The sequence below is a fragment of the Kribbella yunnanensis genome (assembly GCF_039529655.1).
Lineage (GTDB): Bacteria > Actinomycetota > Actinomycetes > Propionibacteriales > Kribbellaceae > Kribbella > Kribbella yunnanensis.
Genome location: NZ_BAAANF010000004.1, coordinates 65,159 through 79,696 on the forward strand (window position 1 = coordinate 65,159; position 14,538 = coordinate 79,696).

Sequence of the window (14,538 nt, forward strand, 5' to 3'; positions counted from 1 at the left end):
ATGGGTGGATGGCGAAGCAGAAGAAGGCGAAAGCAGGGGAGGCCGGGGGGCTGCTCGAGCAGCTGCGAGTCCCTGCGGGCCCGGTGGATCTGACCACGTATGACCCGCGGGCGACGACGGGATTCGTCGGCGCCAAGGACGACGGCAAGGCCGCGCTGGAATCGCTCGGCGCCGAGGTGTCCGACTGGCAGGAGCGGTTGTTCGCCGAGGGCCGCAAGGGCGGTCAGCGCAGCGTGCTGCTGGTACTGCAAGGGATGGACACGTCCGGCAAGGGCGGTGTGATCCGCCATGGCGCCGGGCTGATGGACCCGCAGGGCCTGAAGATCACCTCGTTCAAGGCGCCGACGCCGGCCGAGAAGCGCCGCGGGTTCCTCTGGCGGATCCGCCAGGCCGTCCCCGGGCACGGGATGATCGGCATCTTCGACCGCTCGCACTACGAGGACGTGCTGATTGCGCGCGTCCGCAACCTGGTCGCGCCGAACGTGTGGGATCGGCGCTACGACCAGATCAACGAGTTCGAGGCCGAGCTAGCCGAGAGCGGTGTCACGCTGCTGAAGTGCTACCTGCACATCTCGCCCGACGAACAGAAGGTCCGGCTCGAGGAGCGCCTCGACAACCCGACCAAGCACTGGAAGTACAACCCCGGCGACGTCGACGAGCGGCAGCTCTGGCCGGACTACATGGACGCGTACCACGCGGCGATCGAGCGCTGTAACAGCGAGCAGTCGCCGTGGTTCGTGATCCCCAGCGACCGCAAGTGGTACCGCAACTGGGCCGTCACCACCTTGCTCCTGGAGACGCTGAAGGGCCTGGACCCGCAGTGGCCGGCCGCCGACTTCGACGTCGCCAAGGAGAAGAAGCGCCTCGCGGCGACCTAGAGATCCGGGTCGATGTCGTTCTTGCGGAGCAGGTCGCGCAGCTTGGCGACCTGCTCGTGCAGCCGCTCGTTCTCGTCGAGGACCGCGTGCAGCTCGGCGATCAGGTGATGCCTGCGCCCGTACGTCGTCCAGTCCGGATCGCCGGCCACCATTGCCTCGACCGCCGTGCGCGAGCGCTTTCGCCGGTCGATGCGCTGTTCGGTGAGGCTGCGGACGGCGTCGATCTCCACGCCGAGCCGGGACAGGACTTGAGCGGCGACGCCATCGGTGTCCTTGAGTAGTCCGAGCAGGAGATGCTCGGTGTCGATGTCCTCCGAACCCAGGCGCCGCGCTTCCAGGTAGGAGTCCTCGAGAGTCGCCTTGGCGCGCGGCGTGAACGGGACGAACCCGTCTGGCGAGCGTTGACCGCGGCCGACGATCTCGAGCACGAGCTCACGCACCGCGGAGGCGCTGGTCGCGGCCAGTAGCTTCGAGGCACCGCCCTCAGCCGTTCCGATCAGCCCGAGCAGTACGTGCTCGGTGCCGATGTAGCTGTGGTTGAGCTGCCGTGCTTCTTCCTGCGCGACGATGACCACCTTGCGCGCCAACTCCGTGAACCGTTCGTACATACCGACCCGCCTCCCCATCCAGTCATCGAACTCATCAAGTCGCTCGCGGACGAAATCCGCGACCCCAGTCGCGTCACCTGCGGCGATCCGGTCCAGCACCTCGTCGACCTCAGCCACGGGTTCGAGTCGGAGGTCTGCGTGATTCAGTGCGGTGAACTGCAGCACGACCGCCACCGCCACCACCCGGTTCGCGCCGTCGAACGGCCGATCGCTGACCAGCCCGGCCAGCAGTACCGCGGATGCCTCGGCCAGCCCGCCAGTACGCCGTACGTCGGACAAGACGCGCTGAACCGTGTCAAGGTTGGTCCGGCGAACCGCCTCGTCGGATTCGCAGCGCAACACGCGTGCGGCGACCGCGAGGACGTCGTACAAGTCGAGGTACCGCATCAGTCATCTCCGCGCAGGCGGCGCAGAGACTCCTCGTGCCGGGACAGGTTCTCCTCGAGCAACCGGCTGAAGCCGCTGTCGGTGCGGCGCCGATCGACCAGCTCGGCGATCGCCTCGCGCGCCACGTCCGACACCGACCGTCCCTCGACCGCCGCCACCGTCTGCAGATGGTCAGCCAGCTCCGGGTCGAGCCGGAGCAGGATGTTCTTGGTCGCCTCTTTCGCCATGGCTACCAAGATAGCGTGATATCACGCTATCGCAAGGTCTCGGATCCTCGATCGTGGCGGCAGGCGGCGACCCGGGCCGCGACCGCGGCCGCCGCGGGAGCATCCTGGGCGGGTTTCGCCGAGCCGGCCGGGGCGACACCGCTGTGCGCGGCGAGTAGGGACTGGTAGAGCGCCTTGGCGTCCGAGCTGCCGTACTGCGCTTCGAGTTGGGTGATCAACGACTTCGCAGGCTCGGCCGCTCCCTCCGCACCCATCGCGGTTTCGATCGCTCGCTTCACGTGGAAGACCTCGGGCTCTGGAACGAGGCCGGGCAGCTTACTGTCGGCGTACAGGTCCGCGGCCGCCCGCTCCCATTGACGCTCGCGCACAGGTCCGGGCTCGTGCTGAATGGTTGCTTCCGGCGCCACCCCGCGTGCTAGTCGCGACTGGTACAGAGCTTCCGCGGTCGGGCTGCCGTAGAGCTTCTCGAACGACTCCATCGCGTAGACGCCGGCCTGGAACGCCTGCGTCCCACGCAGCGCGCTGAGCTCACGCGTCTGCTGCACGTTGCCGCGTCCGGTGTTCTCGTCCAGCCAGGCGAAATGCGTCCGCATCGCCTCGCCGATCTCACGCTTCACGAAACCGACGTCAGCGTCGGGGACGAGGTCGGGAAGCTTGCTGGTCTCGTACAGTTGGTCGACCAACTCGTCCCACTGACCGCGCGGCGAGGCCGCCGCCTGCCGTCGCAACGCCTCCCGATCCATCCCGGTCCGGCCGTCGACGCCTTGGCTCATCGCGCGCGCGGCCGGCGCGAAGGACTCGTAGGTTTCACCCGACTCGACCTCAAGGATGCCCGGGGCAACCTTGTCGAGACCGGTCTCCTTGATGAAGTCGTTCAGGTACGCGCTGTTGAACGCCTCGACGAACCCTTCCTCGGCCCACCGCAACCACTTGCGATCACCGAACGGAGCCGCCGACAAGGCGTAGTCGTCCTTGTCCGGTATGGCGAAGTGCGCGTTCTCATGCAGTACGACGCCAATCGCCCACCGGAATCGGCGCAGCGTCTGCTCGTCGTGCTGCTGCCCAGGATTGGCGAACATCTCCCGCAGGTGCTGTACGACGAACTTGTTGTGCAGGTGCATCCGGCCGTCCCACGCGGCGATGCCACCGGCACTCTTGGTCTCGTCCAGCGCCTGGTTGTGCGCGGACTGACCGGCCCGGGTGATCTTCAGTACGGCGGCCTTCGCATCCTCCTTGAGGAACGCCATCAACGCCGGGTTGTCGTACTCCTTCCGCATCGCCGCCAGCTCGGTGTCGAGCGCGCGGATCGCCTGCTCCCCGTGCGCCTGGCAGGCGGCGAACACCTTGACGGGATCGTCACCGCTGACACCGCCGACCCGGTCGAGGTGATCGCGAACGACCTGCTCGGACCGGAGGATCGTCACGTGCTGGGAGTGCAGCGGGACCAGGAACCCCAGCTCCTGACTCTCGTACCAGAGCTTGCTGGCCCACTCGAGCTTCAGATGCGGCGGGCGCCGGTGAATCTCCTCGGCGATCCGCTCGGTGCGCCACTTCCAGTTGGTTGCCAGGGCGCCGACGTAACCGACGGCGGCGGCTGTCTCCCGGGTGTACTCGGGGTCAGCCTTGGCTTCCTTGAGTCCGGGCACGACCTGTTCCAGACCGAGCCGGTCGATGAAGTCGTCGACGTTCCAGGCCGCCCAGAGCTCGGACGTGCCGCGGTCGAGGACCTTCGCCCAGGTGTGATCCGCGATGGCGTCGGCGCGCTCCTGGTCATAGCCCGCCCGCGTGAGCAGTCGGCTGTGCTCACGCAGCAATGACTGAAGCGCCCCGCGGTAGCGCGTCAGCGACGCGGGATCCGACTGCGGGTTCTCGAACATCTCGCGCAGAGCCTGCATGCGCTCCGGGGCGAGGTCGATCGAACTCTCGGTCCAGCGTGAGCTCTTCGCCCACTTGTCCATGGCAACGGTCGTGCCGGCGGCCAGACGCATCAACGCGTCGAAGGACCTGACGGACTCGGACACTGGGTGCACCTCCGGAAGCTGCGGCTCGGCGACGACTCAACCGCCGTGCGAAACCGTAGCTCCCGGAGGGGCCAGTACTACGCGGACTGCACGAGCACCGGGCGCGGTGCCGGGGCCAGCGTGAGCAGGTCGAGACCAGCAACGCCGTACCGGAGGAGGACCAGGCGTGCGACCTCGGCGCTGACGCCGAGCGGCCGGGAGACCGCGACCGCGCCCGCCTTGCGGGACGTGGATTCCGCGCGGTCCGGCAGCACGCCGGGAGCGAGGAACAGCGAGCCGACCGCGACGTGCCGACGGCCCTCGAGCCGCCACTGCAGGACGGCCTCGGCCGGTGACGGGGTCGCGGCGCACACGAACGCGGCGGTGACCGGCAGCTTGTGCCGCTGACCCCACAGGCGTGCCAGGCGGGTCACGCTGGCGTTGGCCTGGGAGTCGCTGGAACCGGCCGCGGCCAGGACGAGCGCGTCGAGCTCGCGCACCCGGCCGTCCTTGAGCTCGGCACGCATCCGGCGGTCGAGGACGTCGAGCAGCGAGTCGTCGTACCCGAGCACGTCGGAGGCGATGATCCGCAGGTTCGGGAACCGGCTGCGCGACTCGTCGATCACGGCCGGTACGTCGACCCGGGCGTGGAAGGCGGACGACATCAGCAGCGGCAGGACGACGACCTCTTCGACACCCTCGGCGGCGAGCTTGCCGATCACCTGGTACGGCGTGGGCGGGCAGTGGTCGAGGAAGGAGGCTTCGATCCGCAGGTCGTCACGCAGCTCGCGCAGGCACTTCACGAGCGAGTGGACGGTGGCGGCCGAGCGCGGGTCGCGGCTGCCGTGGGCGAGGATCACGAGAGCTGGAGCAGTCACAGCAGTTCCCCTTCTTCGTCGTCGATCATGCCGGCTGCGAGCGTCCATCCGTCGTGGGCGTCGATCAGCAGGAAGGATCCAGTGATGTTGTTACTGGAGTACGGGTCGGCGGCGAGCGGTGCGGCGATTTTGAGCTGCACCTTGCCGATGTCGTTCAGGTCGAGCCCGGCGGCGTCGATGACGCCGAGTCCCTTGAAATCCAACGCCGTCAGATCGAGCACCCCGGCGATCTTGGTGACGATCGCCTGAGCCGTTGTGGTGGTGTGTTTGATCAGCAGCCGGGCACCCACGGTCAGTGGGCGTTCGGACAGCCAGGCCACGGTCGCGGCCAGTTCCCGGCGGGTGCCGGGGGAGGAGTCAGCCGCAACGATGACCGAACCGCGGGCGACGTCGAGGTTGTCGGCGAGCCTTACCGTGACGGCTTCCCCGGCGACCGCGCTCGGCCGTTCGGCGACTGCGGTCGCGGTGGCGGATACGACTGGGCGGTCGATGCCGGCAACCGTCGTACGGCGTCCTGCCGGCAGCACGATGACCGGGTCGCCGACCGAAACGGTGCCGGAGGCAACAGTTCCGGAGTAGCCGCGGTAGTCGCGGTACTCGTCGTCGGTCTGCGGGCGGATCACGTACTGGACCGGGAACCGCAGCGGGCGACCGGAGATGTCCGACCGGCCGGTTGCGTTCTCGAGGACCTCGAGCAGGGTCGGACCGGCGTACCAGGCCGTCTGCTCGGAGTGCGTGACGATGTTGTCGCCGACCAGGGCCGAGACCGGGATGGTCTTGAGGTCCGCGATGCCGAGCTGGTCGGCGAGCTGCCCGACCTCCTTGGCGATGCCGGTGTAGACGGCCTCGTCGTAGTTGACCAGGTCGATCTTGTTGACCGCGAGGACCACGTGCGGGACGCGCAGCAGGCCCATCACGGCGAGGTGCCGGCGGGTCTGCTCCAGTACGCCGTGCCGTGCATCGACGAGGATGATCACGACATCCGCGGTCGAGGCTCCGGTGACGGTGTTGCGCGTGTACTGGACGTGTCCGGGGCAGTCGGCCAGGATGAACGATCGCTTGTCTGTGGCGAAGTAGCGGTAGGCGACGTCGATCGTGATGCCTTGTTCGCGCTCAGCCCGGAGACCGTCGGTGAGCAGGGCGAAGTCGAAGTCACCACCGCGGGCTTCGGAGACCGTCTTCACGTGCGCGATCTGGTCGGCGAGGATCGCCTTGCAGTCGTGCAGCAGCCGGCCGACCAGGGTGGACTTGCCGTCATCGACCGAGCCGGCCGTGGCTAGACGGAGAAGAGTGCTCATCAGAAGTACCCCTCTCGTTTGCGGTCTTCCATGGCGGCTTCGCTGGCGCGGTCGTCGGCGCGAGTGGCGCCGCGTTCGGTGATGGTGCTCGCCGCGACCTCGATGACCACGTCGGCCGGGGTCGTTGCGGTGGAGGCGACGGCTCCGGTGCAGGACATGTCGCCGACGGTGCGGTACCTCACCGTGCGTTCGGTGACGGACTCGCCGGCCCGGGGCTGCGAGTAGGGGCCGACGGCAAGCAGCATGCCGTCGCGCTCGAACACGTCCCGCTCGTGGGCGTAGTAGATGCTCGGGAGCGGGATGTTCTCGCGGGCGATGTAGTTCCAGACGTCGAGCTCGGTCCAGTTCGACAGCGGGAACACCCGGACGTGCTCGCCGGGCTTGTGCTTGCCGTTGTAGAGCGACCAGAGTTCGGGCCGCTGGTTCCGGGGGTCCCACTGGCCGAACTCGTCGCGCAGGCTGAAGATGCGTTCCTTGGCCCGGGCGCGTTCCTCGTCGCGGCGACCGCCACCGAACACCGCGTCGAAGCGGTGCTCGTTGATTGCGTCCAGCAACGGAACCGTCTGGAGCTGGTTGCGGGTGCCGTCGTTGCGCTCACGCAGCCGACCGTCGGCGATGTAGTCCTCGACCTTGGCAACCTCGAGTCGCAGGCCTAGTTGAGCCACGGTGTTGTCGCGGTAGTCCAGGACCTCGGGGAAGTTGTGCCCGGTGTCGACGTGCAGGAGCGTGAAGGGGACTCCGGCAGGTGCGAAGGCCTTGCGGGCCAAGTGCAGCATGACGATCGAGTCTTTGCCGCCTGAGAACAGGATGACCGGACGCTCGAACTCCGCTGCCACCTCACGGAACACGAAGATGGACTCGCTCTCGAGTGCGTCCAGCTCGGTCACCGTGTGCGTACTCAGGGGAGCCTCCAATGACCGGGGCGGTGGGGCGGGGAAGGTATCCAGAACAGTGGTCATGTGTGGAGCCCGCATTCGACCTTGCCCGTGCCGGACCAGCGGCCGGAACGGGGGTCCTCACCGGGGGCGACGCGTTGGGTGCACGGTTCGCAGCCGATCGACGGGTAGCCGTCGTACTGGAGCAGGTTGACCAGTACGCCGTTGTCGGTGATGTAGGAGTCCAGGTCCTCCTGCGTCCACGGGGCGATCGGGTTGAGCTTCACCATGTCGCGCTTCTCGTCGTACTCGACGAGGGGAGTGTTCGCGCGGGTCGGCGCCTCCTCGCGGCGGATGCCGGTGACCCAGGCCTTGTAGTGGGACAGGTGCCGGTTCAGCGGCTCGACTTTGCGGAGTGCGCAGCACTTGTCCGGCTGGCGCTCGTACAACTTCTCGCCGTACTCGGCGTCCTGCTCGGCGACCGTCTGCAGCGGAGTGCCGTTGATCAGGTTGATTGGCAGCATCGACGCCACTGCGTCCCGGGTGCCGATCGTCTCGACGAAGTGGTAGCCGGTGTCGAGGAACAGTACGTCGACACCAGGAGCCGCCTCGGCCGCCAGGTGGGGGAGTGCCCCGTCCGCCATCGACGCGGTCACCACCAGGTCGTCCCCGAAGGTCTCCCGCGCCCACGCCAGCACTTCCTGCGGCGAGGCGTCCGCTAGTCGTTCATTCGCCTCTTCGGCGATTGTCTTGAGGTCTGTACTCATTCCACGTTCACCCGTAAACCGATCATCTTGAGCTGGAACACCCGTGCACACGGCCGGCACTCCCACGCGCCGTGCCCTTCCTCCGATGGCCGGAGGTCCTCATCCCCGCAGTACGGGCAGTAAAGAGGTGCAGCGCGCTCGCTCATGTCAACGCCTCCTGATCAGCTCGGGTGGCCCACTGGGCGAATCGCTCGCCCTCGTTGCGCTCCTTCAGGTAGTTCTGGGTGACGCGCTCGACGTAGTCGGTGAGGTCGTCGGACGTCACCTTGTGACCGCGCAGCTTGCGGCCGAAGCCGGCGTCCAGGCCGAGCCCGCCGCCGAGGTGCACCTGGTAGCCGGGGACCTGGTTGCCGTCGGCATCGAGGACCAGCTGGCCCTTGAGACCGATGTCGGCGACCTGGATCCGGGCGCAGGAGTTCGGGCAGCCGTTCACGTTCACGGTGATCGGTACGTCGAGGTCGGGAATCCGCTCCTCGAGTTCGTCGATCAGCTGGGCCGCGCGGGCCTTGGTCTCGACGATCGCGAGTTTGCAGAACTCGATCCCGGTGCAGGCCATCGTGTTCCGCCGCCAGGCCGACGGCCGCGCCTGGAAGCCGAGAGCCGCCAGCTCGGTGACGAGCGACTCGACCTTCGACTCCTCGACGTCGAGCACGATCAGCTTCTGCTGGGCGGTGGTCCGGATCCGGTCCGAGCCGTGCGCCGCGACGACATCCGCGACCTTGGCGAGCTTCTCGCCGGACACGCGACCGACGACCGGCGCGACACCGACGAAGTACTTGCCGTCCTTCTGCTTGTGGACGCCGACGTGGTCACCCTGGACGGCGGGGATCTCCGGCGCCGGGCCGTCGATCAGTTTCCGCTTGAGGTACTTCTCCTCGAGCACCTCACGGAACTTCTCGATACCCCAGTCCGCGACCAGGAACTTGATCCGCGCGCGGGTCCGCAGCCGGCGGTAACCGTAGTCGCGGTAGATGCTGCAGATACCCCACCAGGCTTCGTGCACCTCGTCGAGCGGAACCCAGGCGCCGAGACGCTGGGCGAGCATCGGGTTGGTCGACAGACCGCCGCCGACCCAGACGTCGAAACCCGGGCCGTGCTCGGGGTGCACGACGCCGACGAACGCGATGTCGTTCACCTCCGGTACGACGTCGTGCGACGGGTGCCCGGTCATCGCGGTCTTGAACTTCCGCGGCAGGTTCGAGAACTCCGTCGTACCGATGTACTTCTCGACGATGTCGTCGATGGCCGGCGTCGGGTCGATGATCTCGTCGGCCGCGATCCCGGCGACCGGGCTGGAGATGATCACCCGGGGCACGTCACCGCAGGCCTCGGTCGTGTAGAGGCCGACGGCCTCCAGCTTGTTCCAGATCGCCGGGATGTCCTCGACCCGGATCCAGTGCAGCTGGATGTTCTGCCGGTCGGTGATGTCCGCGGTGTCGCGGGCATAGGTCGTGGAGATCTCGGCGATCACCCGAAGCTGCTCAGTGCTGAGCTGGCCGCCCTCGATCCGGACCCGGAGCATGAAGTACTTGTCGTCCAGCTCTTCGGGCTCCAGGGTCGCGGTCTTACCGCCGTCGATCCCCGGCTTGCGCTGGGTGTACAGACCCCACCAGCGGAAGCGGCCGCGCAGGTCGGCCGGGTCGATCGAGTCGAACCCGCGGTGCGCGTACACGTTCTCGATCCGGGCCCGGACGTTCAGGCCGTCGTCGTTCTTCTTGTTCTCTTCGTTCTTGTTCAGGGGTTCGCGGTAGCCGAGCGCCCACTGACCTTCACCCTTGCCCTTACGGGGGCGGGCGGGCTTGCGGGTGGTACCGGCCTGCGGTGAGGAGACGCCAGTCATCCGGAACGGTGTCCTTGTCCTAGAGACAGGTGCGTCCGCGGGGGCCTAGCTCGAAGCGTCGTCGATTCGACCTGGTCTGCGCGGTGCGCACCCAGCTGATGTTTCGAGCGGGGTGGCTGTCAGAGCATCGAAGGACGACAGATGGCGCTGCGCATCCGCCCGAGGTCGACATGAATCCGACCTACGAGGTGAGTTGAGCGGGCAGCGAGCATGTCAACAAGAGTCAGCGTGAACGGCTGACAAATCAACTCCCAATCCTGCATCGCGAGACGCGATCTCACGATGTGGCTATCCCGACCAGTCTGGTGTGTTTTGATTCCCGCCTGAAACACGCTGAGCAATGAAGCTTGTACAAGATATCTTGTCTAATTACCCTGGACTCATGTCGCCGAAAAAGACCCGTTCGCCCGGAGCCTCCCGAGTGCAGGCCGTGGATCACCCGCTACGACGCCGGCTGCTGGACATCCTCGCAGTCGACGGACCGTCCACCGTGTCGGTGCTCGCTGCGCGGACAGGGGAGATGGTCGGGAACATCAGTCACCACCTCAAGGTGCTGGCCACCGCGGGGGTGATCGAGGAGGTCCCCGAGCTGGCCAAGGACCGGCGCGAACGGTGGTGGAAGAGCGCCTGGTCGTCGTACTCGTGGCGCGTCGGTGACGACGAGCCGGGTGCGGAGCTGATCGGCGGGGTGGCCGAGGAGAGCAACGTCACCTACCGCGCCGGCAAGATCCGCGACTGGGTCGCCAAGCGTCCGGAGTACGGCGCGGCGTGGGGTGCGGCGGAGTTGTCCATCGACGTCTGGTTGCGGCTCACGCCCGAGCGGCTGACCGAGCTGCGCGAGCGGATGCAGGAGGTCCTCGAGGAGTACGTCGACAACCCGTCGACCGAACCCGAGGCCGAACCGGTGTACGTCTTCGCCCAGGGGGTGCCGGCGCAGCCCTGACCTCTGTACATTTCCTCGGATCAACAGGAAACTTTCCTAACTGTTGATGGAGGAGGCTGCGGTGAAGGCGATACGCCGGGTGGGATCGGTTGTGGTGGCGGGCGGCTTGGTGCTGGGCCTGGTCGGCCCGGTCGAGGCCGCGACCGGGGGCGCGGTTCGGGTCAATCAGCTCGGGTACGGCGCCTTCGACGGAAAGTCGGCGTACGTGCTGAGCGAGGGCGCGGTGACCGGGAAGTCCTTCTCGGTCGTCGACAGCCGGGGTCGTCGGGTGCTGACCGGCAAGGTTGGCGCCGAACTGGGGGAGTGGAACGCGAAGTACCAGCACGTCTCGCAGGTGGACCTGACCCGGCTGTGGGTGCCGGGGACGTATCGGGTCGAGGTGCCTGGGGTCGCGTCGTCACCCGCGTTCGTCGTGCGGGCCGACGGGGATGCGCTGGCGACGTCGGCGAAGGACAAGGCGGTGAACTTCTTCACCGAGCAGCGCGACGGGGCGAACGTCGTACCGGGGTCCCTCGGTCGGCAGCCGGCACATCTGACGGATCGGGCGGCGCAGGTGTACGAGACGCCGACGTTCGTCAATCCCGACACCGATCAGACGGTCGGTGAGCTGCAGCGGGTCGGTGGTCCGGTCGATGTCGAGGGTGGCTGGTACGACGCGGGCGACTACCTCAAGTTCACGCACATCGCGGCGTACTCGGAATCGTTGCTGTGGGCATCGGCCCGGGACGCGCGGCGGCCGGATCGCAAGGTGACGAACGAGGCTCGGCATGGGCTGAAGTGGCTGGACAAGATGTGGGACGAGAAGTCGAAGACGCTCTACATCCAGGTCGGCGTCGGAACCGGCAACGCCGAGGGCACGTTCATCGGTGACCACGACATCTGGCGACTGCCCGAGGCGGACGACCACCTGACTTCACCTGCCGAACGGCACCTGCGCAATCGGCCGGTGTTCCGCGCGGCGGACCCTGGGCAGCTGATCAGCCCGAACCTGGCCGGTCGGACGGCGGCCGCGTTTGCTTTGGCAGCACAGGTCGAGGCGCGGACGGACCGTCGCCTCGCGCGCAAGCACCTGGAGACCGCCGCCCAGATCTTCGCCCAGGCCAAGACCACTAATGTCGGTCAGTTGGTGACGTCGTTGCCGTTTGCGTTCTACCCCGAATCCGCCTGGCGCGACGACCTTGAGCTGGGTGCGGCCGAGCTGGCTCTGGCAGCGCAGCGGCTGGGCGATCGCCGGGCCGCCGGTTGGGTGCGACAGGCGTCGTACTGGGCCGGTCAGTACCTGGAGCACGAGGCGGGTGGCGACACGCTCAACCTGTACGACGTGAGTGCGCTCGCGCACGCGGATCTGATCCGGGCGGCGCGATCCGACCGTGCACTGGTTGCCAAGCTGAGTGCTGACTTGCGAGCTCAGCTGGCGATCGGGACCACGCGAGCCGCACAGGACCCGTTCCGGGCGGGCGCGCAGTACGACAATTTTGACGCCGTACCGCACACCTTTGGGCTGGCAGCGACTGCGCGGTTGTATCGGCAGGTGACCGGCGAACGTCGGTACGACACCTTCGGTGCTCAGCAGATCGACTGGGCCTTCGGCGCCAACGCGTGGGGCGTGTCGTTCATGGTCGGCGTCGGCTCGAACGCCGGTCAGTGCCCGCACCACCAGATCGGCAACATCCTCGGCCGCCAGGTCGTCGGCGCCGTCGTCAACGGCCCGAACTCCGCCGACCTGTTCGAGGAAGGCCTCGGCGATCACCTCGACGGTATGAACGCCTGCCCGGCAAACGGCGTCGACCAGTACGCCGAGTTCACCGGCCGCGGCTCACGCTACGTCGACGACGTCCGCTCCTGGCAAGCGTCCGAACCCGCCGACGACTTCGCCGCCATCGCCGTCTACGCCCTCACCCGCTAGCGGCCTGCGGCCGGGGGAGACTAACCCCATGCAAGCCCAAACCCTGACCCTCCTCCGGCCGCGCTTCACCATCACCCACGTCACCGACGGCGTACCCCCAATCCCCACCGGCGATTGGTGGGCCATGTCCCGAACCCCCGCCGGCACCACCGTGATCGCCGAGTCCGCCGACGCGGCCGACCCCTGGCGAGCCTTCTACAACAACGAACCCCACGCCCTGGACCAGCCCGGCATGCTAGCCGCCATCGTGCACCCGTTGGCCGCCGCCGGCCTGTCCGTCTGCGCCGCCTCCACCTACCAAGCCGACCTCGTCCTAGTCGCCGAATCCGACCTAGACGCAGCCATTGCCACCCTCCAATCCGCCGGCCACACGATCGTCACCTAGTGGGGCTGGACCCACCCGGATGGTGGGGGAAGGTTGGTGGTGTGCGCATCGGCCGACCGACCAAACTCGCTGCATGCCCCCTTCTCGCAGAGCTTTCATCCTGTTCACTGCCGCCGCTGCTACCGGTGTGACAACCGCCGGTGCCTCGGGCACGGCACGGGCGTCCTCGTTGCCAGGGCTCACGCCGCTGCGGATCCGCACTCGCTCAGGGACCTTCGACGCCGTCGCCACGGGTCCGCGGCACGGTCGGAAAGTGCTGTTGCTACATGGCTTTCCGGCGTTTGGCGTCGACTGGGAGCACCAGTTGCTCGGGCTGGCCGCGGCCGGCTATCGGGCGGTAGCACCCGACCAGCGCGGCTACTCACCGGGGGTGCGGCCGACCAGGGTCGCGGACTACCACCTGGATCACCCGGTCGCAGACGTTCGTGCGATCGCCGACTCCCTGGGCTGGGGCCGATTCGACCTGGTCGGACATGACTGGGGTGCCGCGGTCGCGTGGGTCGCTGCTGCGAAGTACTCCCGGCGCGTGCGGTCGCTGACGGCGGTGTCCGTGCCGCATCTCGGTGCCTTCGCCGAGGCGTTGCGGACCGATCCGGTTCAGCAGGAGGCCTCCAAGTACATGAACTTCTTCCGACAACCGGCTCCGATTCCCGAGAACGTCATTCTCGCCGGCGGACCGCCCACACTGCCCGCGAAGTACCTCGAGAGGTTTTCGCAGCCAGGTGCGCTGACCGCTGCGCTCAACTGGTACCGGGCCAACGACTTCACCGGCTACGAGCAGAAGATCACGATCCCGACGCTGTTCATCGCCAGCACGAAGGACCCGGCAGTCGCACCCTCGGGCGTCCACGCCACCAAGAACTGGGTCACCGGCCCCTACCGCCTCGAGATCCTCGATAACATCGGCCACAACATCCCAACCGAAGCCGCCGAAGCCACCACCACCCTCCTCCTCGAACACCTCACCTCGGTGTGCCCATAACCGAAACAGTTAGGCTGCGGCGGTGCTGAGTGCGGGGGCGATTGCGGCTGGAGTTCGGGCGGGCGAGCCGTCAGCGCCTAGCCTGGGTTTTTGGCTCGCCAGTCCTTCATTGTCTGCTCGAGATCACCGTGCACGAAGGTGAAGAACTCGGCCGCTTCGGACAGCCGGCGGCCGACAGTGGTGTCGGCGCCGAACAGGGCCGCGCCGTACGCGCTGCTGGCGGCCCATTCGGTCAGGGCCTGATTGCGGCGTTCGAGGATCGCGGCGAACACATCCTCGCGAATCCGGTAGTGATCCTTGCGCGAACCCGGCATCCGCTCCCGGGAGATGAACGACATCTGGATCAGCTGCCGGACCGCGCCGGATACCGCAGGCTGGCTGATCTGCAACGTCTCGGCCAGCTCAGCCGCGGTCATCGTTCCGTTCGGGCTGACGAGCATCCGGCCCATCACCCGGGCCGACATCGTCGGCACCCCGCTGTTGGCCATCACCCCGGCGAAGCGTTCGACGTACTGACTGACTTCATCCGGGGTGGGCGCCATGATTGAACCTTACATTAATCAG

At 67.4% G+C, this 14,538-nt stretch carries 14 protein-coding genes; 5 read left to right on the plus strand and 9 right to left on the minus strand.

The annotated features are described in order from the left end of the window. The first annotated feature begins 8 nt into the window (after positions 1 to 8). Entirely contained in the window at positions 9 to 878 is an 870-nt protein-coding gene (locus tag ABD231_RS07190) for a PPK2 family polyphosphate kinase (RefSeq protein WP_344146929.1), read from the plus strand. On the opposite strand, the gene ABD231_RS07195 is transcribed toward ABD231_RS07190, so the two are convergent. The 8 genes from ABD231_RS07195 to ABD231_RS07230 all read right to left on the minus strand — a co-directional run bounded on the left by ABD231_RS07195 (position 875) and on the right by ABD231_RS07230 (position 9,758). Then, on the minus strand, positions 875 to 1,873 hold the full coding sequence (locus tag ABD231_RS07195; RefSeq protein ID WP_344146933.1) for a Clp protease N-terminal domain-containing protein: 999 nt from the start codon (positions 1,871 to 1,873) through the stop codon (positions 875 to 877). The genes ABD231_RS07190 and ABD231_RS07195 overlap by 4 nt on opposite strands. Further along, a complete protein-coding gene (locus ABD231_RS07200; RefSeq protein ID WP_344146936.1) occupies positions 1,873 to 2,100 on the minus strand; it encodes a ribbon-helix-helix protein, CopG family in 228 nt (75 codons plus the stop codon). The genes ABD231_RS07195 and ABD231_RS07200 overlap by 1 nt, the downstream gene beginning before the upstream one ends. 26 nt (positions 2,101 to 2,126) lie before the next feature. Continuing rightward, positions 2,127 to 4,121 (minus strand): hypothetical protein, encoded by a 1,995-nt coding sequence (locus tag ABD231_RS07205; protein WP_344146938.1) that lies wholly within the window; start codon positions 4,119 to 4,121, stop codon positions 2,127 to 2,129. A 77-nt stretch (positions 4,122 to 4,198) separates the two neighbouring features. Further along, complete coding sequence (locus tag ABD231_RS07210; protein ID WP_344146941.1) at positions 4,199 to 4,978, minus strand: sirohydrochlorin chelatase; 780 nt, start codon at positions 4,976 to 4,978, stop codon at positions 4,199 to 4,201. Then, the gene (locus ABD231_RS07215; RefSeq protein ID WP_344146944.1) at positions 4,975 to 6,276 is read right to left on the minus strand and encodes a sulfate adenylyltransferase subunit 1; all 1,302 of its coding nucleotides are present in this window, start codon (positions 6,274 to 6,276) and stop codon (positions 4,975 to 4,977) included. Before ABD231_RS07215 ends, ABD231_RS07210 begins: the two co-directional genes overlap by 4 nt. Then, positions 6,276 to 7,235 (minus strand): sulfate adenylyltransferase subunit CysD, encoded by a 960-nt coding sequence (cysD, locus tag ABD231_RS07220; RefSeq protein ID WP_344146946.1) that lies wholly within the window; start codon positions 7,233 to 7,235, stop codon positions 6,276 to 6,278. The genes ABD231_RS07215 and cysD overlap by 1 nt, the downstream gene beginning before the upstream one ends. Continuing rightward, positions 7,232 to 7,918 (minus strand): phosphoadenylyl-sulfate reductase, encoded by a 687-nt coding sequence (locus tag ABD231_RS07225; RefSeq protein ID WP_344146949.1) that lies wholly within the window; start codon positions 7,916 to 7,918, stop codon positions 7,232 to 7,234. Before ABD231_RS07225 ends, cysD begins: the two co-directional genes overlap by 4 nt. A gap of 142 nt (positions 7,919 to 8,060) precedes the next feature. Further along, positions 8,061 to 9,758, minus strand: coding sequence for a nitrite/sulfite reductase (locus ABD231_RS07230; RefSeq protein ID WP_344146952.1), 1,698 nt, complete (start codon positions 9,756 to 9,758; stop codon positions 8,061 to 8,063). A gap of 382 nt (positions 9,759 to 10,140) precedes the next feature. Between ABD231_RS07230 and ABD231_RS07235 the strand changes: the two genes are divergently transcribed. The 4 genes from ABD231_RS07235 (at position 10,141) to ABD231_RS07250 (ending at position 13,974) form a co-directional block, all read left to right on the plus strand. Then, positions 10,141 to 10,701 (plus strand): winged helix-turn-helix domain-containing protein, encoded by a 561-nt coding sequence (locus ABD231_RS07235; protein WP_344146955.1) that lies wholly within the window; start codon positions 10,141 to 10,143, stop codon positions 10,699 to 10,701. A 61-nt stretch (positions 10,702 to 10,762) separates the two neighbouring features. After that, positions 10,763 to 12,607: a glycoside hydrolase family 9 protein gene (locus tag ABD231_RS07240; RefSeq protein ID WP_344146957.1), complete on the plus strand. Its 1,845-nt coding sequence runs from the start codon at positions 10,763 to 10,765 to the stop codon at positions 12,605 to 12,607. Between the two features lie 28 nt (positions 12,608 to 12,635). Then, positions 12,636 to 12,992 carry an ACT domain-containing protein gene (locus tag ABD231_RS07245; protein ID WP_344146960.1) on the plus strand — a complete coding sequence of 119 codons (357 nt, stop codon included), beginning with the start codon at positions 12,636 to 12,638 and terminating at the stop codon, positions 12,990 to 12,992. A 253-nt stretch (positions 12,993 to 13,245) separates the two neighbouring features. After that, a complete protein-coding gene (locus tag ABD231_RS07250) occupies positions 13,246 to 13,974 on the plus strand; it encodes an alpha/beta fold hydrolase (RefSeq protein ID WP_344146963.1) in 729 nt (242 codons plus the stop codon). Positions 13,975 to 14,051: 77 nt separating this feature from the next. On the opposite strand, the gene ABD231_RS07255 is transcribed toward ABD231_RS07250, so the two are convergent. After that, positions 14,052 to 14,516 carry a GbsR/MarR family transcriptional regulator gene (locus ABD231_RS07255; protein WP_344146966.1) on the minus strand — a complete coding sequence of 155 codons (465 nt, stop codon included), beginning with the start codon at positions 14,514 to 14,516 and terminating at the stop codon, positions 14,052 to 14,054. Positions 14,517 to 14,538: the final 22 nt, after the last annotated feature.

What these genes read in the sequence shown, in the direction of transcription:
- ABD231_RS07225 (WP_344146949.1), bottom strand. Translation starts at nt 7,918, where the DNA reads ATGAGTACAGACCTCAAGACAATCGCCGAAGAGGCGAATGAACGACTA.
- ABD231_RS07190 (WP_344146929.1), top strand. Translation starts at nt 9, where the DNA reads ATGGCGAAGCAGAAGAAGGCGAAAGCAGGGGAGGCCGGGGGGCTGCTC.
- ABD231_RS07195 (WP_344146933.1), bottom strand. Translation starts at nt 1,873, where the DNA reads ATGCGGTACCTCGACTTGTACGACGTCCTCGCGGTCGCCGCACGCGTG.
- cysD (WP_344146946.1), bottom strand. Translation starts at nt 7,235, where the DNA reads ATGACCACTGTTCTGGATACCTTCCCCGCCCCACCGCCCCGGTCATTG.
- ABD231_RS07255 (WP_344146966.1), bottom strand. Translation starts at nt 14,516, where the DNA reads ATGGCGCCCACCCCGGATGAAGTCAGTCAGTACGTCGAACGCTTCGCC.
- ABD231_RS07215 (WP_344146944.1), bottom strand. Translation starts at nt 6,276, where the DNA reads ATGAGCACTCTTCTCCGTCTAGCCACGGCCGGCTCGGTCGATGACGGC.
- ABD231_RS07245 (WP_344146960.1), top strand. Translation starts at nt 12,636, where the DNA reads ATGCAAGCCCAAACCCTGACCCTCCTCCGGCCGCGCTTCACCATCACC.
- ABD231_RS07230 (WP_344146952.1), bottom strand. Translation starts at nt 9,758, where the DNA reads ATGACTGGCGTCTCCTCACCGCAGGCCGGTACCACCCGCAAGCCCGCC.
- ABD231_RS07235 (WP_344146955.1), top strand. Translation starts at nt 10,141, where the DNA reads ATGTCGCCGAAAAAGACCCGTTCGCCCGGAGCCTCCCGAGTGCAGGCC.
- ABD231_RS07200 (WP_344146936.1), bottom strand. Translation starts at nt 2,100, where the DNA reads ATGGCGAAAGAGGCGACCAAGAACATCCTGCTCCGGCTCGACCCGGAG.